This window comes from Amaricoccus sp. B4 (assembly GCF_043226085.1).
Classification (GTDB): domain Bacteria; phylum Pseudomonadota; class Alphaproteobacteria; order Rhodobacterales; family Rhodobacteraceae; genus Amaricoccus.
Map to the genome: position 1 here is coordinate 1,806,141 of NZ_CP171225.1, position 24,105 is coordinate 1,830,245.

A 24,105-nucleotide genomic window follows, 5' to 3' on the forward strand; every position below is an offset into this window, starting at 1 on the left:
AACGGAAATTGCGGAAAACTCGCGTTTTTTTGTCCGCTCCCGGCGCGTCTGACCGTTGAAAACAACGAAGCGATTCCCGATATTTCGCAAGACTGCCAGCATTGCCGATCAGAGGTGGCTGGAAAACTGGTTTGTACGGAGGATAACATGGCCGAATTCGAGACTATTCGTCGGACGGGCGCCGGCGTAAGAACGGCGCAGATCGACGAAGGTCTGCGCACCCACATGAACAAGGTCTACGGGACCATGTCGGTGGGGACCCTCGTAACCTTTGCTGTTGCGTGGGCCGTGGGTTCGAGCCCGGAACTCCTCTCGGTCTTCCGCAACCCCGAAACGCTCCAGCCGAACATCCTCGGCTGGATCATCATGTTCGCCCCGCTGATCATGGTTTTCGCGATGGGCGGCATGGTGAACCGGCTCTCGACGTCCGGGCTTCAGCTCTTCTTCTACGCCTTCGCCGCGGTGATGGGCCTCTCGATCGCCTGGATCTTCCAGGCCTTCACCGGGATGTCGATCGCGCAGGTCTTCCTCGTGACCTCGATCGCCTTTGCGGGCCTGAGCCTCTGGGGCTACACCACGAAGAAGGACATCTCCGGCTGGGGCTCGTTCCTCATCATGGGCGTTATCGGCCTCATCGTCGCCTCGCTCATCAACATCTTCCTCCAGTCGCCGGCGCTGGTCTTCGCGGTGTCGATCCTCGGCGTGCTCATCTTCGCGGGCCTGACCGCCTATGACACGCAGAAGATCAAGACGACCTATCTGCAGATGCGCGCCACCGAAGGCGAGGAGTTCCTGGGCAAGGCCGCGATCATGGGCGCGCTGAGCCTCTATCTCGACTTCATCAACATGTTCATGATGCTGCTCTCGCTGTTCGGAAACCGCGAATAACGGAGCGCCCCGGGGGCCGGCAGAATCCGGCCACCCCGCCAGACACGAGGCCCGTCGCGGGATTGCGGCGGGCCTTTGTTCGTATTACGAGCATAATTCTATAGCTCTCTGCCGCATAGCGACAACTTCGCAACCCGGCCACCGTCGCCGGCGTTTAATCCATTGGCGGCGCTTTGATGCGCGGTTATTATTTAAGCAGTCCATGGGAGGATCCCGTGTCACACGGGGGCGCTACTTTAAAGGATCTGGCGGAAAAGCTGGACGTATCGATCGCAACGGTGTCGAGGGCCCTCGCCGGCCATGACAGGATTGCGAAGTCCACACGGGCGCGGATCGAAGCCGCAGCACGCGAGATCGGTTACATTCCAAATCGCGCGGCCCGGGCGCTCGTATCCGGCCGGTCTGGCTTTGCCGCGATGGTGCTGCCCGCAGAGGAGGCCGGAGGAGAGGCCGTCCCGCCGGGGCTGTTCAGGGCCCTGAGCGCGGGCTGCGCGCAGATCGGCATGGATTTCTTCCTGGCCTCGGTGCCGCCGGGACAATCGGAACTTGCAGTGATCGAACAGATCGTGCGGGCGCGAAAGGCTGACGGCCTCCTGCTTCTCGCGGCAGGGGACGACGACCCACGCCTCGCCTTTCTCGCCCAGCGCCGGTTCCCGTTTGTGACGCTCGGAAGCCCCCCTCGGGGAGCGCCCGACCAGCCCTGGGTCGACACCGACGGCTTTGCCGCCTTCGAGCGCGCCTTCACCCTCCTGCGCGGGCTCGGGCATCGCCGGTTCGGGCTGGTCGGGCCTTCGGATCCGTCGCCCTCCTGCCGCCGCCGCCATGACGGGCTTCTCGCCGCAATCGCGCGCTCGGGCGACACGTCCATAGAGGTCGGCAGCGTCGCGCTGCACGGCGACGATATCGGTCGCAGCCGCCGGGCAATACGCGCCCTGCTTTCGCGGCCCGCGCGGCCGACCGCAGTCCTTGGCCTCACCGATGCCGCCGCTCTCGACGTCATGGAGGAGGCCGAGCGCCTCGGGCTTTCGGTGCCCCGCGACCTTTCGGTCATCGGCTTCGGCAACGACCCGGCCGCCGCGCATTTCCGCCCCGGCCTTACCACCTTCGACGCCGATCCCGTGCATTGTGCCAGCTGCGCCGCGGAGCTGCTGGCCGAACGGATCGAGGCCGGCCCCGACGCTGCGCCACCGCTTGCCCGCGTGCTGCGGCCGCGGCTGGTGATCCGCAGCAGCCACGGGCCGGCGCCGCGGGCCGGCACGACCGGGGCGGCGCTGTGCGAAAGCCAGCCGGCTTGAATTGCCGTCTCCGATGCCTTGATTTGAGTCATTTTGCAAATCCGAACGGAAAGAGTATCGTTTCGGTCAAAATTTATCTGGGGGGAACCGCATGAACGAGATTCAGGCCCGATACGCGAGTCGGTCCGTGCCGCGCTATACGAGCTATCCTACAGCGCCGCATTTCCGTCCCGGTTTTCCCGAAGTGACCTATCGAAGCTGGCTCGCCGAGCTCGACCCGACACGGCCCATCTCGCTCTACCTCCATGTCCCCTTCTGCAAGCAGATGTGCTGGTATTGCGGCTGCAACATGAAGCTCGCGTCACGCTACGAACCGGTGGCGGAATATCTCGAGCATCTGCTCGACGAGATCGACCTGCTTGCCGCGGCGCTGCCCGGACGGATGAAGGTATCGCATCTTCACTGGGGCGGAGGCACGCCGACCGTCCTCACGCCGGAGGACATGCGCCGGGCGATGGACCGGGTCTGGTCGCATTTCGACCGGATGCCGGACGCGGAGATCGCGGTGGAATGCGATCCGCGCACCCTCACCGACGAGATGGCCGCCGAGATCGGCCGGCTGGGCTTCACGCGCGCGAGCTTCGGTGTGCAGGAATTCGACCCGGAAGTGCAAGCGGCGATCAATCGCATCCAGCCGCCGGACATGGTCGCCCATGTGGTCGACACGCTGCGCGCCGCCGGGGTCGCCCATATCAATTTCGACCTCATCTATGGCCTGCCCTATCAGACGGAAGAGAGCCTGATCGAGACGATCGAGCTTTGCGGGCGGATGGCACCGGACCGCATCGCGCTCTTCGGCTACGCGCATGTGCCCTGGATGGCCAAGAACCAGCGGCTGATCCCGGAATATGCCCTGCCCGACGGCGCGGCGCGGCAGGCGCAGGCGGAGATGGCGGCGAACGCGCTCATCACCCATGGCTACGAGGCGATCGGGCTCGACCATTTCGCCCGGCCCGATGATACGCTGGCGATTGCCGCGCACGAGGGGCGGCTGCACCGCAATTTTCAGGGCTATACCACCGATTGCGCCCGGGCACTGCTGGGGCTCGGCGCGACCTCCATCGGCCGCACGCCGGGGGGTTATATCCAGAACATTTCCGAGACAGGCGCCTGGGCACGCGCGGTTAGCGCGGGGCATCTGCCGGTCGCGAAGGGCATCGCGCTCACCGACGATGACAGGCTGCGCGGCCGGGTGATCGAGCGGTTGATGTGCGACGGCATGGTCGATACCGCGGCGATCGCGGCAGCCTGCGGCAAGCCCGCGGACTGGTGCCGAGACGAGATGGAGCGGCTTGCAGACTTCGCCCGCGACGGCCTGGTGATGCTCGAGGGCAGCCGGGTGGTGCTGACCGAAAGCGGCAGGGCGCTCTCGCGCGTCGTGGCCTCGGTCTTCGACGCCTATCTCACCCGCTCGGAGGCCCGCCACTCGGTCGCGGTCTGAGCCTCTCGGGGGCGCTCAGCTCTCCTCCGGCGGCGTCTCCGCAAGCCGGGTGACGACCACGGAGGATTGTTCCAATGTCCGGTGGACCGGGCATTTCCCGGCGATCTCCACCAGCTTTTCGGCGAGGGCGGCATCGAGCGCGACCTCGACTGTCAGCACGCGCTCGAACCGATCGATCCGCCCGGAACGCCCTTCGCAATCGGCGCAATCCTCGGCATGAACCTTGGCATGGTCGACGGCAACACTCACCCGTCCAAGCGCAAGCTTCTTCTTCTCGGCATACATGCGCAGGGTCATCGCCGTGCATGTTCCGAGCGCGATGGCAAGGAAATCATAGGGGTTCGGCCCGGAGCCCTCTCCCCCGACCGCGGCGGGCTCGTCGGCGAGCAGGCTGTGGCCGTGCACCTCGACGAGTTGCTGGTAACGCCCGCGGCCCGTCTCGGTGACATGCACGAGATTTCCCGGTCTGGTGGCTTCCGGGATGGGCACGTAGCGCGCGGCCCAGGCGGCAAGCACGCCCGCGGCATAATCGGCATCCTCGGCCCGGCTCAGCATGTGATCGGCATCGTCGAGCGAGATGAAGCTCTTCGGGTGCTTCGCCGCGCCAAAGATCGCCGCCGCATTGTCGATCCCCACCACCGCATCCCGCGGCGCGTGCAGAACGAGAAGCGGCACGCGGAGTGCGGCGATGCGCGCCTCGAGCCGAGCGGCGGCGAGATCCTCGAGGAAGTCCGGGTGGATGGTGACGGAATGCCCGGCGAGACGCAGCTCACGCGCGCCATCCGCCCCCGTCTCCGCGCCGAGGCCGGTGACGACACGGGAGACATGGGCGGCATCGGCGGGCGCATTGATCGTCGCGACGGCGCGGATGCCGGGAATGTCACCGGCCGCAGCCAGCACGGCCGACCCGCCGAGGGAATGGCCGACGAGAATCGAAGGTGCGCGGCCCTGCGCCGCGAGCGCTCGCGCTGCGGCCGTGATGTCGGCAACGGTGGCAGAAAAGGCGTGGCCCGGAAAGTCGTCATGGCTGAGGCCGGTGAAGTCGAAGCGTAGCACGGCGATGCCGCGCTCCGCCATCGCGCGGGAAATGCGCGCCGTTGCGATCGTGTCTGCCGCGCAGGCGAAGCAATGGGCGAAGATCGCGATGGCCCGCGGCGGACCCGCCGGCAGATCGAGCCGCGCCATGACGGGGCGCCCTTCCGCGCCGGAAAACTCCAGCGTCTCGGTGAACTCCGTCATCGGCCCGCCCTCCCCTGGCTTTCCGCCTGCGGATATCAGCTCCAGAAGGGCTGCTCCTTTGCGAAACTGTCCCAGCAATCGTAGAGGTTGGGCCGGTCGTCGCCAATCTGGATGTGGAGCGCGCCGAGAATCCAGCCGACTGCGCGCTGCGCCGCCGCATCCTTGCGGCCCGGCGCTTCGGGCGCGGTGAAGTATTCCTCCGCCATCGCGGCATCGTTGAGGCTGCCGAACTGATCCTGCAGCGCCTTCAGTGCCTTGATGTAGGATTTCACCTTCTTGCCCGGATAGATCGAGTCGAGCACATCCGCGGTGTAGCGGAGCTTCTTGAGCTCCTTTCGCAGCTCGTGCAGCTCCTCGGCCTCGAGCTTGCGGATCTTGCGGCCCTTCTTCATCACCTTGGTGTAGCGCTTGTCCAGGAGCTTCGGCGCCAGCTCCGAGACAGGTTGGGCAAGGCGCGCGGTCTGGGAATAGTCGGAGGGCACGAGCCAGCCTCGGCCCTCGATGAGCCGGCCGAGATCGAAGAGGAAGGCGATGCTTTCCGGTGTGACAAGGGCTGCCCGCACCTCCTTGCGCACCATCCTGCGCCGCGTCTCGAGCGCAGAGACCAGCGCACTGCGCGCGGCCTCGTCGAGCCCCTCGGACCGGTCGGCGACGAGCTCGTCGATAAGGACGTCGATGTCGCGGAGCGAACCCACCACCTGGCCGAGATCGCGCGCCCTGTCCGACAGCGCGGTGAATGTATCCCTCCCGAGCGCCTCGCTGAAGACGGAAAAGGCGGTGCGGATTCGCCGCAGGCCGACGCGGAGCTGGTGCGGCCCCTCGATCAGATCGGTTTCGGCCACCACCTGCATGTTGGTGGCGATCTGGGCGAAACAGTCGCGGAAGACATCGCGGGCGACGCTCTCGACCGTGGCGTTGCCATCGAAGTCGAGCGTGCCGGCGTTGCGGGGGGCGGGACCGCTCTCGCTCTGGCCGCGGGCAAGCCGATAGCCGCGGGCGGCCTTGCTGTCAGGGGCAAAGCGCACCGGGCCGGCCTCGAAGAGCATCTGCGCCACATCGTAGACCGCGGTCACCTCGCCCGAGACGAGCTCGATCTCGGCCTCGTGGATCGCGCGGCTTTCCTCCCCGGCCACGACTTCGCCATGGTCGAGGGCAAGCTCGACCTCGCTGCCGTCGGCGAGCTTCAGATGGTCGGTGATGCGGCGGATCCGGGTCTCGAAGACCGGCGAAAGCGCCGCGCCGCCGACGATGCGGGCGATCTCGGCAAACATGCCCTCCGGATCCGGCCCATCGAGCACGAGCCGGCCGCCTGGGGCGGGTATCTCCACCTCGCCGCGGGAGAACAGGCCATTGCCTCCGCCCTTGCCGAACTTGACCGTCTGGACCCAGGAACGCCCCACCTTGCGCAGGCGGAGCGCGATGCCTTCCGCCGAGAGGGCATGATCACTGGTATCGTAATAGACGGAGACGAGCGATTGGTTGCGGCGATTGCCGACCCTCAGCCGTGCGAGGCCGGAATGGCGCCGGACGCGCGCTTCCTGGTCTGCATCCATCAGGATCTTCAGTTCGGTTTCAACCAATTGGGGGACGCTCCGTTCTTTCACACCGCCACGACAGTCTTGGTCGCCGGGGCGCTTCGTGTTAGCATATCGATGTGGAGCGAGCTACTTATACGGCTTTTCTACGGGGGTGCAAGGTAGATTTCCGCCCCCGTCAGCCATCGGCTGCAGCCACGAACAAACGACATCCATGTTGCACCGGTCTCCTCCGGCGCGCGGCTTCGTTCGCGCCGGGCGGCGTTAAGGAAAAATGAGCAAGAACTCTGGCAGCATGGATCACGGGGAAACGTCTGGATGAGGTGACATGAACGGTCGCGTCGAGGGCAAGCTCAGAACAGGACGGAAGGCGGAAACGCCTGCCTTCCGCGGGGGACGCTAACGACGACAGGATCGCATATGAACCCATCTCAACTCGCCATCGCTTCCGATTTCGTGAAGACCGGCATGGAAAAGGCCGGGGTTCCGCTCACCGAGAACCTCGAGGCCTATCTCTCGATCACTTTCGCCCGCTTCATGGGCGAGACAATCCGGGTGGATCTGCTCACCGTCAGGATCACAGAGGCGATGGACGCGCGCGCGTCGCGCGACATGATCCGGGCCCTGGCCGATGAATGCCTCATCGCCTGCGCCTTCTTCGAGGCGCGCCTGCGCCGCGCCGGCGCGATCCGGCACTATGTCGGGCTCGGTCAGATGACCTATGACGCCGCGGACATGACCGAACAGGCCTATGGCTTCATGCCGATGCGCGACGTGATCGCGAGTGCGGCCGAAAGCAGCTCCGACGACAGCCGCATCCTCATCGACCGCGCACGGTCGGGCAGCAGCACTGCGCGCAAGGAGCTCGAGACCCAGAACGTCGTGGTCGGGCCCTGGGGCAAGGATCCGAAAACAGGGCTGCTCTGGCGCTAGACCGGCACGCCGTTTCAGGCGCGCTCGAGCGTCAGGAAGGCCCCGAACGGGAGCCGCGTCTCCCAGCCCTCCCGCGCGCCGGCCAGCGCGCAGGCCGCGCGCACGACACCCGCATGGGTGACCCAGAGGACCGGACCCGGACCGGTTTCCTCGAGGGCCTCCGACACACGCGCCGCCAGCATCGCCGGGCTTTCGCCGCCATGGGGCCGCGCCGCCTCGAAATCCGCCGCCCAGGCGTCGAGTTCGGCGCGCGGGATCTCCGCCCAGGGCCGCCCCTCCCAGGAGCCGAAATCCATCTCGACGATCCGCGGCTCGATGCAGAGTGGCAGGCGGCGGGTCTCGGCGATGCGCTCGGCAAGGCGCAGGCATCGGGAAAGCGGACTCGAGACCACTTCACCGACCTGCGGCAGGCCCGCGAGCGCAGCGGCGGCGCTGGCCTCGAAACAGGCGGCGAGCGCAAGATCGCTGCGGCCGTAGCAGATGCCGTCGGCAATATCCGGGCGGGTGTGGCGCAGCAGGGTCAGAGACATGCCAGCACCCCAAGGTAGCAGCCGATCTCGCTCGCCTGCTGCACCGCGCCGAGGCAATCGCCGGTGTAGCCGCCGAGGCGGCGCTCGAAGCGGCTCCGCATGAGCAGATGCCCCAGCGCGAGACCGGCCGCCGCCCCCAGCGTCGGGAGCAGCCCGGCGGCTGGAATGAGGAGCGCGAGCCCCGCAATGCCGGTTGCAAGCGCAACCGCGAGGCTGCCGCCCGTAATGCCGTCTGCGACCGGCTTGCCGGTGCCGTGATCGCGTTGGTAGCGGCTGGTCGCCATGACAAGCACGCTCGAGGCCCGGCTCGCGGCATGAGCGGCGAGAAGCACCCATGGGACGAGCCCAACGGGAAGCGCGGCAAGCGCGAGGATCTTGCCGCCGAGCATCAGGCCGAGGCCCGCCGCACCGTATGTGCCGAGGCGGCTGTCGCGCATGATCTCGAGCGCGCGTTCGCGCGTCGCGCCGCCGCCGAGCCCGTCGCAGGCATCGGCAAAGCCGTCTTCGTGGAAACAGCCGGTGGTCATGAGCCCGGCGGCCGTCGAGAGCAGGGCCGCGAGCGCGGGCGGAAAGACGTGCGCGGCGGCAACGAAGACAAGGCCCGTGATTGCGCCGACAATGAGGCCGACGGCCGGGTGCCAGCGCGGTGTCGCGGCGAGGCGCGCCGGACTGTAGAGGCGTGTGGAGCGCACCGGCAGGCGGGTCAGGAACTGGACCGCGAGGAGAAAGATCGCCCCCTCCTCGGCGAGGCGCGCCCTCATGCGGGGCCGCTCACCCCGGCGCTCTCGAAGCTCGCCATCTCGTTGAGCATCGCGACCGCCGCCTTGACGATCGGCCAGGCGAGCAGCGCACCGGTGCCCTCCCCGAGGCGCATGTTGAGCGAGAGCAGGGGTTCGGCTCCCATCCAGCGCAGCAGCGCCTGGTGGCCGCGTTCGGCAGAGACATGGGCAAAGACGAAGGCCGCCCGGGCCGAGGGCTCGAGCGCCTCGGCAACGAGGGCGGCCGCGGAGGCGATGAAGCCATCGACGAGCACGATACGGCCCGCACCGGCCGCGCCCAGAATCGCGCCGGCCATCATCGCGATCTCGAACCCGCCATACTCGGCTAGCGCGACCTTCGGGGCGAGGCGCTCTGGCGTGCGGCGCGCAGCGGTCTTGAGGATCTCGCGTTTGCGGGCAAGCCCGGCATCGTCGAGCCCGGTGCCGCGACCGGTGAGATCCGCAAGCGGCAGGCCCGCGATCTTGTGGGCAAGCATTGCTGCGGAGGCGGTGTTGCCGATTCCCATCTCGCCGAAGGCTGCGGCGACATGAGGGGCGCCCGCCCCGAGCGCCCGACCCTCCGCCAGGGCGCGGGTGACCTCCGCGGCGGACATGGCGGGGCCGTCCCGGAAGCTTGCGGTGCCCGCGCCAATGCGCCGCGACAGCAGGCGAGTGTCCTCGAGTGGCGCGCCGGCGACGCCGGCATCCACCACGCGGACCGCAATGTCGAAGCTGCGGGCAAAGACGTTGGACGCAGCCCCCCCGGCGAGGAAATTCAGCACCATCTGGCGTGTGACTTCCTGCGGATAGGCCGAAACGCCCGCTGCGGCGATGCCATGATCGGCGGCGAAGATCGTGAGCTCGCAGCTCTCGAGCCGCGGCCGGACGCTGCGCTGAAGCCGGGCGACCTGTTCGGCGAGCGCTTCGACCTGGCCGAGCGCGCCCAGAGGCTTGGTCTTGCTGTCGATCGCGCGGCGAATCTCCTCGCCAAGCGCGGTGTCGCCGATCTGCCGGTCCATTGCTGTCTCCTGCCGTCTCGCGTCGAGGTCGTTATTGCCTCCGGCGCGCGGGGAATGCCAGAGGGTTTCCGTCAGGCCGGATCAGCCCTTCTGTCGCGCGGTCTGCACGGCGAGAATCCCCGCCATGATGATGACAACGCCGATGACATCGCGGAGCCCCACCCGCTCGCCGAGGATGAGCGCGGCTGTCGCAACACCGAGGAACGGGTTGAGGAAGTGGAAGGTCGCAGCCCGGGTCGCACCGATCATGCCCACCAGCACGAACCAGATCATCGTCGCCCCGACGCCGGGAATGAGGGTCGTGTAGATGAACGCGGTGACCATCGGCAGCGTCCAGTTCACATGCCACGTCTCGAGCACGAGCGAGACCGGCAGCAGGGCTGCGCTGCCCACAAGCATCTGGAGGCCAACGACGATCCAGAGATTGCCGCCGCCCGACACTCCGCGCACGAGCAGTGTCGCGACCGAGAGCGAGAAGACGCCGATGAGGCAGAGCGCCATGCCGAACGGGTCGGCCCCCTGCCCGATCCGCGAGGCCATGATGATGAGCACGCCCGCGAAGCCCGCGGCAAGGCCCGCGAGCGCCCTCGGCGCCAGCCGCTCGCCGGTGATCCGGCCGAGCGCGGCAACGATGAGCGGCAGCATGCTCGCAATCACAGAGGCAAGGCTTGCCTCCACCGTGCGCATGCCCTCGAAATTGAGGCCGAGATAAAGCGCGTTCTGGCAAAGACCGAAGAGGATGACCCCCTGCCAGGCGCGGCGGTCGAGCCGGATGCGCTGGCCGAGCGCGAAACCGATGCCGAGCGCGATCAGGCCCGAGATCAGGAAGCGGACGGTAAGCGCGAGGAAGGGCGGCGCGTCGGCCACGACAATGCGTGCCGAGGTGAAGGCGGAGCTCCACGCGGCAGCGAAGAGCAATCCCAGCATGAGCGCGCGCCAGTTCATCTCGGTCCCCCCTCAAACGGACAAGCCGCGCAAGGGGCGCGGCTCGGATCGGTATGACGGGGGTTGGCCGCCTTGTCGAGACGGCCGTCTGCCGGCCCCGCGCGCGAGGCCCGGAGCTCAGGCGTTGATGACGTCCTTGAGCTGTTTGGCGATGGTCACCTTGGCGACGCGATCGGCAGGCTTCTGGATCTGCTCGCCGGTCGAGGGATTGCGCACGGTGCGCTCGGGGCGCGCGCGGCAGGCAAACTTGCCGAGACCGGGAAGCGTCACCGCGCCACCGGCAGCCATTTCCTTGGTCACGATGTTGGTCAGGGCCTCGAGGGTGCGGTTGGCGGTTGCCTTGTCGAGCGCCGCCTCTTCCGCGATGGCCGCGATGAGCTGGGTCTTGGTCATGGGTTTCTGGGTCATCTGTGTCTCCCTCTTGGATCCGGAACTGGGGTGCAATGCGCCGGAAATACGGCCTGTGGCAAAGCCTAACCTCCCGATTTCAGAAAACTCAATCTAAGATTGCATTGACTGCCTGTTTTCAACGGGTTTTCGTGCAGTCGTGGCAGGAATGCTGCAGAAATGTGCCAGCCGTTTCGCCGCGCGCGTCATGGCGATGTCACAAGAACGCCGTTTCGTCGAAGCTGCGCAACTTGCGGGAATGCAGCTTTTCCAAAGGCATGTCACGAAGACTTTCGAGCGCGAGCACGCCGATCTGCAGATGCTGGGCAACCTGGCGCTTGTAGAAACTCGTCGCCATGCCCGGAAGTTTCAGTTCGCCATGAAGCGGCTTGTCGGAGACACAGAGCAGCGTGCCATAGGGCACCCGGAAGCGGAATCCGTTGGCGGCGATCGTCGCGCTTTCCATGTCGAGAGCGACGGCGCGCGCCTGGCTCAGGCGCTGGACCGGGCCCGACTGGTCGCGAAGCTCCCAGTTGCGGTTGTCGATCGTCGCCACAGTGCCGGTGCGCATGATCTTCTTCAGGCCGTAATCGACGAGGCCCGTCACCTGCGCCACCGCCTGTTCGAGCGCGACCTGCACCTCGGCGAGTGCCGGGATCGGCACCCAGAGCGGCAGGTCGTCGTCGAGCACATGATCCTCGCGCATGTAGGCATGTGCGAGCACGTAATCCCCGAGAGACTGCGAATTCCGCAGCCCGGCGCAATGGCCGAGCATGAGCCAGACATGCGGGCGCAGCACCGCGACATGGTCGGTGATGGTCTTGGCGTTCGATGGTCCGACGCCGATGTTGACCATGCTGATGCCCGAGTGGTTCGGGCCGATCAGGTGATAGGCGGGCATCTGCGGCTGGCGCCCTGAGGGCACGCCGCGCTGTCCGCCACGGCGGGTCACCACATTGCCGGGCTCGACGAAGGCGTCGTAGCCCGAATGCGGGTCCTCGAGCGCGCGCAGCGCGAAGGCCACGAACTCGTCCATGTAGAACTGGTAGTTCGTGAACATCACGTGATTCTGGAACCAGGACGGGCTCGTCGAGGTGTAATGCGCGAGCCGGGCGAGCGAGTAGTCGATCCGCTGTGCGGTGAACGGCGCGAGCGGCCGCGGCATGTCGGGTGATGGCTGGGTCAGCCCGTTGACGATCTGGTCGTTGGTGGTGTTGAGGTCCGGCACGTCGAAGATGTCGCGCAAGGGACGGTGCAGCACATCCTCGATCGCGCCCTCGACATAGGCGTCCTCGTCCATGGCGAAATGCAGCGGTATGGGCGTGTCCGAAATGCCGATCCGCACCGGCACGCCGTGATTCTGGATCAGGAGGCCGATCTGTTGCGTGAGATAGCCCTCGAAGAAATCCGGCTGGGTGATCGTGGTCTCGTAGCTGCCGGGTTCGGCGACATGGCCGAAGGAGAGCCGGCTGTCGACCGCGGCGAAGCTGTTGGTGGTGATGCCCACCGCCGGATAATAGGCCCGGTAATGCCCTTCGGGCATCGCCCCCGCCATCACGGCAATGAACTTCTCCTGCAGAAAGCCGGTTGCGGCCTTGTAGCGGCGCTTGAGCTCGGCAACCGCCTCGGCGGCATCGGTGAGCAGCAGCGCGGGCTCGGCGGGCGGGGTGATGAGCCGGAGCTCGGAGAGCGGCGTACGGTTGTCCATCTGGCGGCTCCCGGCAATCAGTCAGCGATGAAGAGGTCGGTCTTCTCGAACCGGGTCACGTCGATGATCCCGAGATCGGAAATCCGCAGTGCGGGGATGACAACGAGTGCGAGCAGCGAATGCTGCATGTAGGCGTTGTTGAGCTCGCAGCCGCAGGCCTGCATCGCCGCGACCATCCGGCCTGCGGCATCCGCGACCTCCTCGGCGGGCGCATCCGACATCAGCCCCGCGATCGGCAGCGGCACCAGTGCCAGCTCCTCGCCCTCGCGCCAGACGGTGACGCCGCCGCCGACCTCGCCGAGCCGGTTCGCCGCCAGCGCCATGTCGGCGCGGCTGGTGCCGACGACGATCATGTGGTGGCTGTCGTGGGCCACGGTCGAGGCCACCGCGCAGGGCACGTCATAGCCGAAGCCCGAGACGAAGCCATTGACCACCCCGCCCGTGCCGCGATGGCGCTCGACAAGGGCGATCTGGCAGACATCCTGCGCTAGATCCATCTCGACCCGACCGTCCGTCACCGGCAGCTCGGCCTCAAGCGCCTTCGTCGGGGCCTGGTTCTCGACCACGCCGATCACGCGGGCGCGCACGCCGTTGGCGCCCTCCGGCGCAGGGATCTCGAAATCGGCGGCCGCCAGCGTGCGGCCCATCTTCACGGTCGCGCGCGCATTGTCGGGCCAGCGGAACGCCGGCTCGGGCGCGAGGCAGAGCCCGTCCTGCGCAACGATCCGGCCACGTGCGATGACCGTCTCGACCGGGAGCGTCACCAGATCGGAGGTCAGGATGCAGTCCGCGCGGCGGCCCGGGGTGATCGAGCCGAGCTCGCGCTCGAGGCCGAAATGGCAGGCTGTATTGAGCGTTGCCATCTGGAGCGCGATCAGCGGGTCGAGCCCACAGGCGATGGCATGGCGCACCACGCGGTTCATGTGGCCCTCGTGGACCAGCGTGCCGGAATGGCAGTCGTCGGTGCAGAGTATGAAGTTTCGCGGATCAAGACCCTTTTCGGTCACGGCGGTGATCTGCGCCTTCACGTCATACCAGGCCGAGCCGAGGCGGAGCATCGCGCGCATGCCCTGACGTACGCGGGCGATGGCATCCTCCTCGCGCGTGCCCTCGTGATCGTCGGCCGGGCCCCCGGCCACATAGGCCGGAAAATCGGTAAGATCGGGGCTTGCGTAATGGCCGCCGACGGTCTTGCCCGCCTCTTGCGTCGCGGCGATCTCGGCCAGCATCTTCGGGTCCCCCGCCACCACGCCGGGATAGTTCATCATTTCGCCGAGCCCGATGATGTTGGGCCAGCCCATGGCCTCGGCGACATCCTCCGGGCCGATCTCGGCACCCGGTGTCTCGAGACCCGGGGCCGAGGGGCAGCAGGAGGGCATCTGCACGAAGACGTTGACGGGCTGCGCCAGCGCTTCGTCATGCATCAGCCGCACGCCGGCGAGCCCGAGCACATTCGCGACCTCGTGCGGATCGACGAACATCGAGGTGGTGCCGTGCGGGATCACCGCCCGCGTGAACTGGCTGACCGTCAGCATGCCGGATTCGATGTGCATGTGCGCATCGCAAAGGCCCGGGACCAGGAACTTCCCGCCTGCCTCGATCACCTCGGTCTCTGGCCCCACCATCGGCCCGGCATCGGGGCCGCAATAGGCGAAGCGACCCGCCTTGATGGCGATATCGGTGGCGGGGATCACCTCGCGGCTGTGAACGTTCACCCAGCGGCAGTTTCGGATCACCATGTCGGCGGGCGCCCTCCGGGCGGCGACGGCGACAAGCTCGGGGGCCACGGAGGACCAGGGGCGGAGGGGCTCTGTCATGCGCCAAGTGTGCCGGGAGGGCGGCGGCAATCAAGCCCTGGCGTGTAGGCGATGCAAAAAATTCACCTGGATCCCCCGATGTGGCAGCCGTGCAAAAAAGAAGGCCCGGATCCTGCGATCCGGGCCAGGTTTCCGGATGGAGCCGAGGCTCCGCCCGGGAGGGAACCTCAGGCGCGTGCGGCCACGAATTCCGGGTAGCACTCCATGCCGAGCTCATCGAGGTCGAGCCCGTCGATCTCGGACTGCTCGCTCACGCGGATACCGACGGTTGCCTTCAGGATCAGCCAGAGCACCAGCGAGACCACGAAGACGAAGACGCCGATGATGACGATCGAGATGATCTGGCCCATCCAGGTCGCGTCGGGGTTGGTGAAGCAGACGGCGAGCGTGCCCCAGATGCCGCAGCAGAGGTGGACCGGGATGGCGCCCACCACATCGTCGATCTTGATGCGGTCGAGGAACGGCACCGCGAAGACCACGATCACGCCGCCGACCATGCCGATCAGGGTTGCGATGCCGAGCGTCGGATAGAGCGGCTCCGCGGTGATCGAGACAAGACCGGCCAGCGCGCCGTTGAGCGCCATGGTGAGGTCGGGCTTCTTGTAGAGGATCTGGGTCATCACCATCGCCGCAACCGAGCCGCCGGCGGCAGCCATGTTGGTGTTGACGAAGATGCGGCTGACGTCGGCCATGTCACCGATCGAGCCCATCGCAAGCTGCGAGGCGCCGTTGAAACCGAACCAGCCGAGCCAGAGGATGAACGTGCCGAGCGTCGCGAGCGCGAGGTTCGAGCCCGGATAGGGATGCACGCCGCCGTTCTTGGGATACTTGCCAAGGCGCGGCCCGAGCACGAGGGCACCGGCAAGCGCGGCCCAGCCGCCGACCGAATGGACGATCGTCGAACCTGCGAAGTCGAGGAAGCCGAAGTCGGCATCCAGGAAGCCGCCGCCCCATTTCCAGGAGCCCGCGATCGGGTAGATGAGGCCGGTCAGGATCACGATGAAGAACAGGAAGGGCCAGAGCTTGATGCGCTCGGCCAGCGTGCCCGAGACGATCGAGGCCGTGGTGGCGCAGAACATCACCTGGAAGAAGAAGTCGGAGCCGGTGGAGGCGTAATCGATCGCATCCGCGTTCTCGGGGGCGAGACCGACGGCCTCCATCACCGCGACGTGGATGTTGCCGAAATAGCCGGGAACGATCCAGGCATCACCCGGATACATCAGGTTGTAGCCGATCAGGTAGTAGAGGATCGCGGCGATCGAGAAGAGCGCCATGTTCTTGAAGAGCTGCATCGTGACGTTCTTCGACCGCACGAGGCCGGCCTCGAGCATGGCGAAGCCCGCGGCCATCCACATCACGAGGAAGCCGCCGATGAGCAGCAGCAGGGAGTTCAGGATCCAGACGGTGTATTCGGACGGTTCCGGACTGGCGATGACTTCGGCGACCTCTGTGACGGCCTCCTGCGCGTGACCCGCCTGGGCCGCCGCGGCGAGCGCGATCGCCGTCAGCGCGGTATACTTGAAGTACTTGTTCATCTGCTTGGTTACCCTTTCCTGGTATTTCTGGCGATCACAGAGCTTCCTGGCCGGTCTCGCCGGTGCGGACCCGCACTGCCTGTTCGACATCGAGAACGAAGATCTTCCCGTCGCCGATCTTGCCGGTCTTCGCCGTGGTCGAGAGTGTCTCGATCACCTGGGCGAGGATCGTTTCCGGAACGACGAGTTCGAGCTTTATCTTCGGGACGAAGTTCACAACGTACTCGGCGCCGCGATAGATCTCGGTATGGCCGGACTGGCGCCCGTATCCCTTGACCTCTGAAACCATCAGGCCCTGTACGCCGATGGAGGTCAGCGCTTCGCGCACCTCCTCCAGCTTGAAGGGCTTGATGACGGCAATCACTAGTTTCATGGGCTCTCTCACTTCGTGGTCGAGGCCGCACACCGGTGCAGCGCTCCTGATGGGGTCCGCGCCGGTCCCTCGGCGCGAGTGGCGGACATCGCCTTGCCGCTGGGTTGCCGCCGGTCCCCTGAGTGGGCCGGCGGCATGGGCGGCGGCGCGATGCCGTGGTGGACGGGGATCACATGTTGTAGGCCTGCTCGCCGTGCTCCCCGATATCGAGACCCTGCCGCTCGACGTCCGTGGCCGGACGCAGACCCAGGACGAGGTCGACGAGCTTGAACAGGATGAATGAACCGATGCCCGAGAAGAGCAGCGTGAAGACCACCGCCTTGACCTGGGCGAGGACGGCCGTGACGAAGTCGTAGTCGGCGACGAGGAGCGTTCCGGGCTCGGTCGTGTAGTCCGGGATGCCCGCGCCCCCGAGGGCGGGATTCACGAGGATGCCGGTCGCGATCGCGCCGACAATGCCGCCGACGCAGTGCACGCCGAAGACGTCGAGGCTGTCGTCATACTTGAAGGCGTTCTTCACCGTCGAGCAGAAGACGAGGCAGAGCGGGCCGACGACGAGGCCGAGGACGAGCGAGCCCATGGGGCCTGCGAAACCCGAGGCCGGCGTCACCGCGACGAGGCCCGCAACCGCGCCCGAGACGAGACCCAGCAGCGACGGATGGCCCTTGAAATACCATTCGGCGAAAAGCCAGGCGAGCGCCGCGGCAGCGGTCGCGACGAACGTGTTGATCACGGCGAGCGCGGTGACCGCGTTCGATTCGAGGTTTGAGCCGGCGTTGAAGCCGAACCAGCCGACCCAGAGCAGCGAGGCGCCGATCATCGTCATGGTGAGCGAGTGCGGCGGCATCGGTTCCTTGAGGTGGCCGATGCGCGGCCCGATCACGAGGCAGCCGACGAAGCCCGCGATCCCGGCATTGATGTGGACGACCGTGCCCCCGGCGAAATCGAGCGCGCCCCAGTTGAAGAGCATCCCGTTGGCCCCGAGCACCGCATTGGCGGCGTCCATGGCCGCCTGGTTGCCGGCAGATGTCGCATCGGCCAGCGCGGTCGCGGCGGCGGCAAAGGTGTCCGGTCCGCCCCACCACCAGACCATGTGCGCCATGGGGAAGTAGATGAAGGTCGCCCAGAGCACGACAAAGACGAGCAGCGCGCCGAACTTTACCCGCTCGGCGAAGGCGCCGACGATCAGCGCCGGCGTGATGCAGGCGAAGGTCATCTGGAAGCAGACGTAGGTGTATTCCGGCAGATAGATGCCGTTCGAGAAGGTCGCCGACAGCGTCTCGAGGTTCACCCCGCGAAGGAAGGCCTTGGAAAGCCCGCCGACCCAGGGATCGAGGAGCCCACCATCGGTAAAGGCCAGCGAATAGCCGTAGATCACCCAGATCACCGCCATGAGCGCGGTGATCGCAAACACCTGGGTCAGCACGGAAAGCATGTTCTTGGCGCGCACGAGGCCGCCGTAGAAGAGCGCGAGCCCGGGGATCGTCATCAGGAGGACGAGGACGGTCGAGACGGTCATCCAGGCGACGTCGCCCTTGTCGACGACCGGATCGGGCATGTCCTGGGCCACGGCGGGCAACGCGCAGAGCGCGAGCGCCGGCAGCGCCCAGGCAAGTCCCCGGAGGGGGGTGGCGAGGGCGCGCGTCCGCGGCATTCCCTGCAACATATCGGAACCTGTCATCTCAGAGCGCCTCTTCCCCGGTCTCGCCTGTGCGGACCCGCAATGCCTGCTCGACATCGAGCACGAAGATCTTGCCGTCGCCGATCTTGCCGGTCCGGGCGGTGGCCGCGAGGGTCTCGATCACCTGCGGCGCAATCGCGGCCGGGACGACCATCTCGAGCTTGATCTTCGGCACGAAGTTCACGACGTATTCGGCGCCGCGATAGATCTCCGTGTGCCCGGACTGCCGCCCGTATCCCTTCACCTCGGAAACCATCAGCCCCTGCACGCCGATGGTGGTCAGCGCCTCGCGGACCTCCTCCAGCTTGAAGGGCTTGATGACGGCTAGGATCAGTTTCATGTTCTTCCTCTCGCTATGCCTGCGCGGGCCGTGTCTTGCGCCGGACCCTTCGCGTTGCCCGTACGGCGGGGGCTGGGCCCAGGCCGGACGTCAGGTCGGACGGGCCTGCCCGGAGCCGACATCAGGGCGGGGAGGCAGACGGGCCGCCTCCACGATGGTCTGCGAAAGCGGCAGACGCCCCGCAGCCGGAGAAGACCGGCGGCGACAGGAAGCCCTGCCCGCGCCTGCCGGAGCAGATCGGGGCCGGGGAGCGGAGCGGAACACGACGGGCGGGACGAACGCGCCGCAATGCACCCTGCGCGCCGGGCCACCGGGCCCGGCGCCGCGCGGCGCAAAAGCGTGTCTGTCTCGAAGGATCTCATCATGTCCCGCATCCGGATCGTCTGGCAGAGCCCGCGCCGGGCTCAGAGCGCCTCTTCGCCGGTCTCGCCGGTGCGGACCCGCATCGCCTGCTCGACATCGAGAACGAAGATCTTCCCGTCGCCGATCTTGCCTGTCTTCGCCGTGGTCGAGAGGGTCTCGACCGCCTGCGGCGCGATCGCGTCGGAAACGACCATCTCGAGCTTGATCTTCGGCACGAAGTTCACGACGTATTCGGCGCCGCGATAGATCTCCGTGTGACCGGACTGCCGCCCGTATCCCTTCACCTCGGAAACCATCAGCCCCTGCACGCCGATGGTGGTCAGCGCCTCGCGGACCTCCTCCAGCTTGAAGGGCTTGATGACGGCTATGATGAGTTTCATCGAGTTTCCTCACTTGAGTTTATTGTTGCGTCACGTGCCCGCGCCGAAGAGCATCGCCGGTGGAGAAGCACGATCCGTGCCGCGCTAACCATATTTTCCCAACACGTTGATACGAAAACGGTTCTTCTGCGCGGCCGGTGAGATTCGATTTCGCTCGCCCGTTTCTCAGGCAGAAAACCGGAAATGCGGCAGACGCTGACCAAAATTTGTACACGTGTTGAAGCCCTCAGGCCCGTGCACTGCCCTCTATACACTGGAATGCCCCGGCCAAGTTCCGTAAGGTGGCCGAAACAGAACGAGCAGGTGGCCGCAAAGCATGGCCAAAAAAGCCAGAAAGACCCCGTCGCGCCGCAGACCGCGCGCGAAGACGCGATTGAGCCTGCCCGAGCGTTTGGCTCGTGGCGCATTTTCGAGCATTTTCCGCATCTTATGGTGGATCGGAATACGCGGATCGATCGCATTGGCGGTCATCCTCGGGCTCTCGACCGCGTACTATTATACGCAGCTTCCGGATTTCGAGGGTCTGCTCGACGCGCGCGACCGCGGTTCGGTCACCTTCCTCGACCACAACGGCGATGTTTTCGCCTGGCGGGGCAGCCATCAGGGGATCACCCGCGCCGAGGATGTCTCGCCGCATCTGGTCCATGCGGTCGTCGCCACCGAAGACCGGCGCTTCTACAGCCATTTCGGGCTCGACCTGCGCGGGCTCGCGCGCGCGGCGCTCGTCAACTACCGCGCCGGCGGCACGGTGCAGGGCGGTTCCTCGATCACGCAGCAGGTCGCGAAGCTCGTCTTCTTCGACAACGAGCGCACCCTCTCGCGCAAGCTCAAGGAAATTCCCGCCGCCCTCGCCCTAGAGCTCAAGTTCTCCAAGAACGAGATCCTCTCGGTCTATCTCAACCGCGCCTATCTCGGCGCGGGCGCGACCGGCTTCGAGGCCGCCTCCCAGCGATACTTCGGCATAACGGCCGCCCAGGTTGATCCGGCCCAGGCGGCAATGCTTGCAGGCCTCCTCCGCGCGCCCTCGCGCTTTGCGCCGACGAACAACCTCGCCCGCGCCCAGACCCGCGCTGACACCATTGTCACCCTCATGGAGGATCAGGGCTACCTCACGCCGCAGCAGGCGGCGGTGGCTCATGCCCGGCCCGCGGTGCTCTCGAAGGCCGCGGCCGACAAGGCGGGCGGCGATTTCGCCGACTGGGTGATGTCGAGCGGCCCGCAGTTCCTCACCCGCAACACCACCGAGGACATCGTCGTCCGTACGACCTTCGATTCACGCATCCAGCATGCGGCGGAGGATGCGCTCACCTATATCTTCGAGAACAAGGTGAAGCCCGGCTCCAAGGCCCAGGCCGCGATCGTGGTCATGTCCCCCGACGGGGCGGTGCGCGCGATGGTGGGCGGCCGCGACCTCGGCGGCACCGAAGGCCAGTTCAACCGCGCGACCCAGGCCCGGCGCCAGACCGGTTCGCTCTTCAAGACCTTCGTCTTCGCCGCGGCGCTTCAGGCCGGCGCCAATCCCTACGACGAGGTGCTCGACGCGCCGCTCACGCTCAACGTGCCGGGCTCCGGCCCCTGGTCGCCGCGGAACTATTCGCGCGCCTACCGCGGCGAGATCACGCTCGCCGATGCCCTCACCCATTCGGTCAATACCGCGACGGTGCGGGTTTCCGAAGCGACGGGCCGGGCGCGGGTGAAGGCGCTGGCGCAGGATCTCGGCATCTCGTCCCCGATCGCCGACGGGCCCGCACTGGCGCTCGGTGTCTCGGAGGCGACGCTCCTGGAGATGACCGGCGCCTACGCCGGCATCCTCAACCAGGGGTTCCGTTCGACCCCCTACGGGATCTCCGACATCAGCCTCAAGCTCGATGGCAAGCCGCTCATGGCCGGAAGCCGCCCGCAGCCCGTGCGCGTGCTCGACGAGCGCGCTGCGGGCGAGCTGGTCTGGATGCTGAACCAGGTGGTCAATCAGGGCACCGGCGCGCGCGCGCAACTCGCCGACCGGCAAGCCGCAGGCAAGACCGGCACCACCCAGGCTGCGCGCGACGCCTGGTTCATCGGCTTCACCGGCAACTATGTGACCGGCGTCTGGATGGGCTATGACAACAACACGCCGCTGACCGGTGTCACCGGCGGCGGCCTTCCCGCCGAGATCTGGCACGAGACCATGGCGCGGGTGAGCGACGGCGTGCCGCCGCGGCCGCTGCCGATGCGGGTGCCCGAACCGCGCGGGGTGCAGGTCGCACTGCCCAATGCCAATCCCGGCCAGGTGGTGCAGAATGTCGGCAACGCGGTGCAGACCGTGTTCGAGAACGTGCTCCACGGGATCTTCGGCGGCCGGAGCAACTGAGTTCGCACCGCGCGGGGAAAGCGCTCTCCCCGCGCGGCGCTGTGCGCTCTCAGCTCCGGCGCCGCAGTTCGGCGATGAGCTTGTCGATGCTGCCGCCCTGGGAATCGAGGATCGCACCGATCTCGGCCCGCTCGGTCGCGAGCAGCGAAACCCCCTCGATGATGAGATTGACCGCCTTGGCCGAACCGCTGCGGTCGGAAATCTGCCAGTCGACCCCGATGTTCTCGCGCCCCGGCCGGACGACGGTCGTGTTGATGAGCACCCCGGCCCGGCCCGCGTCCTTTCCGCCCGTCACCTGGATCCGCGCATTGCGGTATTCCTCGAACTGCCTGCCGTATTTCCGGGCGAGATAGCTCTGGAAGGTCGAGATGAACGCGCTCTTCTGCGCCGACGTGGCGCTCCGCCAGGGCGGCCCGAGCACGCTCGCGCCCACCACCGGCATGTCGGCGTAGCGGGCAAGGATCTGCTCGAACTGGCTGTAGAGCTGACTGCCGCTGCGCCCGGAGTTCACCAGCCGGTCGAGCTCGCCCGAGATCGACCCGACGAAGGCCTGCGCCTGCGGCACGGTGAGCGCGAGGAGCGGCCGCGGCAGGGCGGCGGCGCCCGCGAGCAGCGCGGTGGCGGCGAGGAAGCCCCGGCGCGCGAGGCCGGTGCCGAGATCAGTAGTCATCATAGACATCCTCCAGGAGATCGAGGCCGGTACCGCCCTTCAGGCGGGCCCGCATGTTCTGCAGATAGCTGATGCGCGTGGCGGTATAGCTGTCTTCGGACTGGTAGAAGAGTTCGTCGAGGGTGGTGTCGAGCTCGTAGCGGTCGTTGAGCAGATCGACCCCCGAGGCCGCGATCAGCGCGGTTCCCGCCGCCGTCGGCAGGAAGAGCTGCACCGGATCCAGCGCATAGTCGAGCACCCAGCCGGACCAGTCGCGCTGGGTTCCCGGCCCGCCGAACGGCACCACGAGATAGCCGCCCTCCGGCACGCCCCAGCGGAAGAGCGTCTCGTCGACATTGGTGTCGCGGTAGTCCATGCCGAGCTCGCTCGCGAGATCGATGAGCCCGCCGAAGCCGAAGAGCGTGTTGACCCCGAAGCGCATCATCGCGGTGCCCGCGAGCTCCGGGCGGCCCTGAAGCATGTATTGCACCACATAGCCGGGGCTGTCCCAGGTATTCTCGAGGTTGCTGACCCCGCGCCGCAGCGGCTCCGGCACCCCCTTGCCATAGGCGATCGCCGCCGGACGGTAGGCGTTGCGGTCGATCGTCAGGTTCGCGTCATGCGTTGCGCGGTTCTCCGTGGCGAACGGATCGAAGGACAGGCTCTCGGGATCGGGAGAGGCGGCACAGGCCGCGAGCGCGGCCGGAGCAAGAAGGGCGAGGCAGAACCGTTTCACTGAACCCAAGTGCGTCTCTCCTTTGCTGGCCCCTGTCGGGATTCGACAGGCACCCCGACCGGACGTTTATCAGACGCCCGCACCGGGATTGCAAATCCGGCCGAACCTGCCGGTCGACCGCCAGCCGCCGGCGCGTCGGTTTGCCGGTTTTTGCGAGATGTGGTAGTGTCTTTTCCGGCAAGGGGACAAACCGATGACAAAGATCGCGATCGTCCAGCAACCACCCGTATATCTCGACAAACAGCGTTCGCTCGACCGGGCCGCCAGCCTCATTGCGGAGGCGGCTGCGCAGGGGGCTGGGCTCGTGGCCTTTCCCGAAGTCTGGCTTCCCGGCTATCCGACCTATGTCTGGCGCCTCCGGCCCGGCGCCGACATGCGGCAGACCGACGAGCTGTTCGCGCTCTCGCAAGCCGACTCCGTCGATCTCGCCCGGGACGACCTCGCCCCGGTGCGGGAGGCCGCGCGGGAGCATGGCGTCGTCGTGGCGATGGGCCATCAGGAAATCGACAGCGGACGGAGCGGCAGCACCCTTTTCAACAGCGTCGCGATCATCGACGCCGACGGGCGCCTCCTCAACAATCACCGCAAGCTCATGCCCACCAATCCCGAGCGCATGGTCTGGGGGTTCGGCGATGGCTCGACCCTCCGGGTTGTCGAGACCGCGGTCGGCCGCATCGGCGCGCTGATCTGCTGGGAAAACTACATGCCGCTCGCCCGCTACGCGCTCTATGCCCAGGCGATCGACATCTATCTCGCGCCGACCTGGGACAGCGGCGAGACCTGGCATGCGACCATGCAGCACATCGCTCGGGAGGGCGGATGCTGGGTGGCGGGCTATGCCACGACCCTCGAAGCCGGCGACATACCGGCCGACCTGCCCTGGCGCGATGCGCTCTTTCCCGAAGCCGGGGAATGGATCAATCCCGGCGATGCGGTCCTCTACCGGCCGTTCGGCGGGTGCGCGGCCGGGCCGATGCACCGCGAGAAGGGGCTGCTGTTCGGCGAGATCGACATCGCGGCCGCGCGGGCCTCACGGCGCAAGTTCGACGCCTGCGGCCACTACGCCCGCCCGGACGTGTTCACCCTTCACGTCAACCGCGCGCCGCAGACGCCCGTCGTCTTCAGCGAGGGTTGATCCCGCCTGCACCGCCTTTGCCATTGCCTCGCGCGACGGCTCAGATATGTTCGGGCGCAGGACTACCG

At 66.9% G+C, this 24,105-nt stretch carries 22 protein-coding genes; 6 read left to right on the plus strand and 16 right to left on the minus strand.

What is annotated here, in order from left to right:
* Positions 1-147: 147 nt before the first annotated feature.
* The 3 genes from ACF66B_RS08705 to hemN all read left to right on the plus strand — a co-directional run bounded on the left by ACF66B_RS08705 (position 148) and on the right by hemN (position 3,624).
* Positions 148-888: a Bax inhibitor-1/YccA family protein gene (locus ACF66B_RS08705; protein ID WP_111431506.1), complete on the plus strand. Its 741-nt coding sequence runs from the start codon at positions 148-150 to the stop codon at positions 886-888.
* A gap of 176 nt (positions 889-1,064) precedes the next feature.
* On the plus strand, positions 1,065-2,183 hold the full coding sequence (locus ACF66B_RS08710) for a LacI family DNA-binding transcriptional regulator (protein WP_111431505.1): 1,119 nt from the start codon (positions 1,065-1,067) through the stop codon (positions 2,181-2,183).
* A 91-nt stretch (positions 2,184-2,274) separates the two neighbouring features.
* The gene (gene hemN / locus ACF66B_RS08715) at positions 2,275-3,624 is read left to right on the plus strand and encodes an oxygen-independent coproporphyrinogen III oxidase (RefSeq protein WP_111431504.1); all 1,350 of its coding nucleotides are present in this window, start codon (positions 2,275-2,277) and stop codon (positions 3,622-3,624) included.
* 15 nt (positions 3,625-3,639) lie between these two features.
* Here hemN and ACF66B_RS08720 read toward each other — a convergent pair whose 3' ends face one another.
* Together ACF66B_RS08720 and ACF66B_RS08725 are read right to left on the minus strand one after the other, a co-directional pair.
* Positions 3,640-4,863: a bifunctional alpha/beta hydrolase/OsmC family protein gene (locus tag ACF66B_RS08720; RefSeq protein ID WP_111431503.1), complete on the minus strand. Its 1,224-nt coding sequence runs from the start codon at positions 4,861-4,863 to the stop codon at positions 3,640-3,642.
* Between the two features lie 35 nt (positions 4,864-4,898).
* Positions 4,899-6,443, minus strand: a complete 1,545-nt coding sequence (locus ACF66B_RS08725) for a CYTH and CHAD domain-containing protein (protein ID WP_111431502.1) — start codon at positions 6,441-6,443, stop codon at positions 4,899-4,901.
* A 375-nt stretch (positions 6,444-6,818) separates the two neighbouring features.
* Here ACF66B_RS08725 and ACF66B_RS08730 point away from each other — a divergent pair, with 375 nt between their 5' ends.
* Entirely contained in the window at positions 6,819-7,331 is a 513-nt protein-coding gene (locus ACF66B_RS08730) for a hypothetical protein (RefSeq protein WP_162683399.1), read from the plus strand.
* Positions 7,332-7,345: 14 nt separating this feature from the next.
* Here the strand turns inward: ACF66B_RS08730 and cobC are convergent, their stop codons facing one another.
* The 12 genes from cobC to ACF66B_RS08790 all read right to left on the minus strand — a co-directional run bounded on the left by cobC (position 7,346) and on the right by ACF66B_RS08790 (position 19,167).
* Positions 7,346-7,861, minus strand: a complete 516-nt coding sequence (cobC, locus tag ACF66B_RS08735; RefSeq protein WP_111431500.1) for an alpha-ribazole phosphatase family protein — start codon at positions 7,859-7,861, stop codon at positions 7,346-7,348.
* Positions 7,852-8,622, minus strand: coding sequence for an adenosylcobinamide-GDP ribazoletransferase (cobS, locus tag ACF66B_RS08740; protein WP_111431499.1), 771 nt, complete (start codon positions 8,620-8,622; stop codon positions 7,852-7,854). Before cobS ends, cobC begins: the two co-directional genes overlap by 10 nt.
* Positions 8,619-9,638, minus strand: a complete 1,020-nt coding sequence (cobT, locus tag ACF66B_RS08745; protein ID WP_111431498.1) for a nicotinate-nucleotide--dimethylbenzimidazole phosphoribosyltransferase — start codon at positions 9,636-9,638, stop codon at positions 8,619-8,621. Before cobT ends, cobS begins: the two co-directional genes overlap by 4 nt.
* An 81-nt stretch (positions 9,639-9,719) precedes the next feature.
* Entirely contained in the window at positions 9,720-10,583 is an 864-nt protein-coding gene (locus ACF66B_RS08750) for a DMT family transporter (RefSeq protein ID WP_111431497.1), read from the minus strand.
* Positions 10,584-10,700: 117 nt separating this feature from the next.
* Entirely contained in the window at positions 10,701-10,991 is a 291-nt protein-coding gene (locus ACF66B_RS08755) for an HU family DNA-binding protein (protein ID WP_111431496.1), read from the minus strand.
* 196 nt (positions 10,992-11,187) lie between these two features.
* Entirely contained in the window at positions 11,188-12,678 is a 1,491-nt protein-coding gene (locus tag ACF66B_RS08760; RefSeq protein WP_111431495.1) for an AMP nucleosidase, read from the minus strand.
* Positions 12,679-12,695: 17 nt separating this feature from the next.
* A complete protein-coding gene (gene ade, locus ACF66B_RS08765; protein WP_111431494.1) occupies positions 12,696-14,495 on the minus strand; it encodes an adenine deaminase in 1,800 nt (599 codons plus the stop codon).
* Between the two features lie 167 nt (positions 14,496-14,662).
* On the minus strand, positions 14,663-16,030 hold the full coding sequence (locus ACF66B_RS08770; RefSeq protein ID WP_111431493.1) for an ammonium transporter: 1,368 nt from the start codon (positions 16,028-16,030) through the stop codon (positions 14,663-14,665).
* Between the two features lie 34 nt (positions 16,031-16,064).
* Positions 16,065-16,403: a P-II family nitrogen regulator gene (locus tag ACF66B_RS08775; protein WP_111431492.1), complete on the minus strand. Its 339-nt coding sequence runs from the start codon at positions 16,401-16,403 to the stop codon at positions 16,065-16,067.
* A gap of 169 nt (positions 16,404-16,572) precedes the next feature.
* Positions 16,573-18,057, minus strand: coding sequence for an ammonium transporter (locus ACF66B_RS08780; RefSeq protein WP_392664838.1), 1,485 nt, complete (start codon positions 18,055-18,057; stop codon positions 16,573-16,575).
* A 28-nt stretch (positions 18,058-18,085) separates the two neighbouring features.
* The gene (locus ACF66B_RS08785) at positions 18,086-18,424 is read right to left on the minus strand and encodes a P-II family nitrogen regulator (protein WP_392664703.1); all 339 of its coding nucleotides are present in this window, start codon (positions 18,422-18,424) and stop codon (positions 18,086-18,088) included.
* Between the two features lie 404 nt (positions 18,425-18,828).
* Positions 18,829-19,167 (minus strand): P-II family nitrogen regulator, encoded by a 339-nt coding sequence (locus tag ACF66B_RS08790; protein WP_392664706.1) that lies wholly within the window; start codon positions 19,165-19,167, stop codon positions 18,829-18,831.
* 460 nt (positions 19,168-19,627) lie between these two features.
* Between ACF66B_RS08790 and ACF66B_RS08795 the strand changes: the two genes are divergently transcribed.
* A complete protein-coding gene (locus tag ACF66B_RS08795; RefSeq protein ID WP_392664709.1) occupies positions 19,628-21,517 on the plus strand; it encodes a transglycosylase domain-containing protein in 1,890 nt (629 codons plus the stop codon).
* A 49-nt stretch (positions 21,518-21,566) separates the two neighbouring features.
* Here the strand turns inward: ACF66B_RS08795 and ACF66B_RS08800 are convergent, their stop codons facing one another.
* Both ACF66B_RS08800 and ACF66B_RS08805 read right to left on the minus strand, forming a co-directional pair.
* Positions 21,567-22,190 carry an ABC transporter substrate-binding protein gene (locus tag ACF66B_RS08800; RefSeq protein ID WP_162683441.1) on the minus strand — a complete coding sequence of 208 codons (624 nt, stop codon included), beginning with the start codon at positions 22,188-22,190 and terminating at the stop codon, positions 21,567-21,569.
* Complete coding sequence (locus ACF66B_RS08805; protein WP_392664840.1) at positions 22,177-22,902, minus strand: VacJ family lipoprotein; 726 nt, start codon at positions 22,900-22,902, stop codon at positions 22,177-22,179. Before ACF66B_RS08805 ends, ACF66B_RS08800 begins: the two co-directional genes overlap by 14 nt.
* 193 nt (positions 22,903-23,095) lie before the next feature.
* Here ACF66B_RS08805 and ACF66B_RS08810 point away from each other — a divergent pair, with 193 nt between their 5' ends.
* Positions 23,096-24,037, plus strand: a complete 942-nt coding sequence (locus tag ACF66B_RS08810; protein WP_111431932.1) for a carbon-nitrogen hydrolase family protein — start codon at positions 23,096-23,098, stop codon at positions 24,035-24,037.
* The last annotated feature ends 68 nt before the right edge of the window (positions 24,038-24,105 follow it).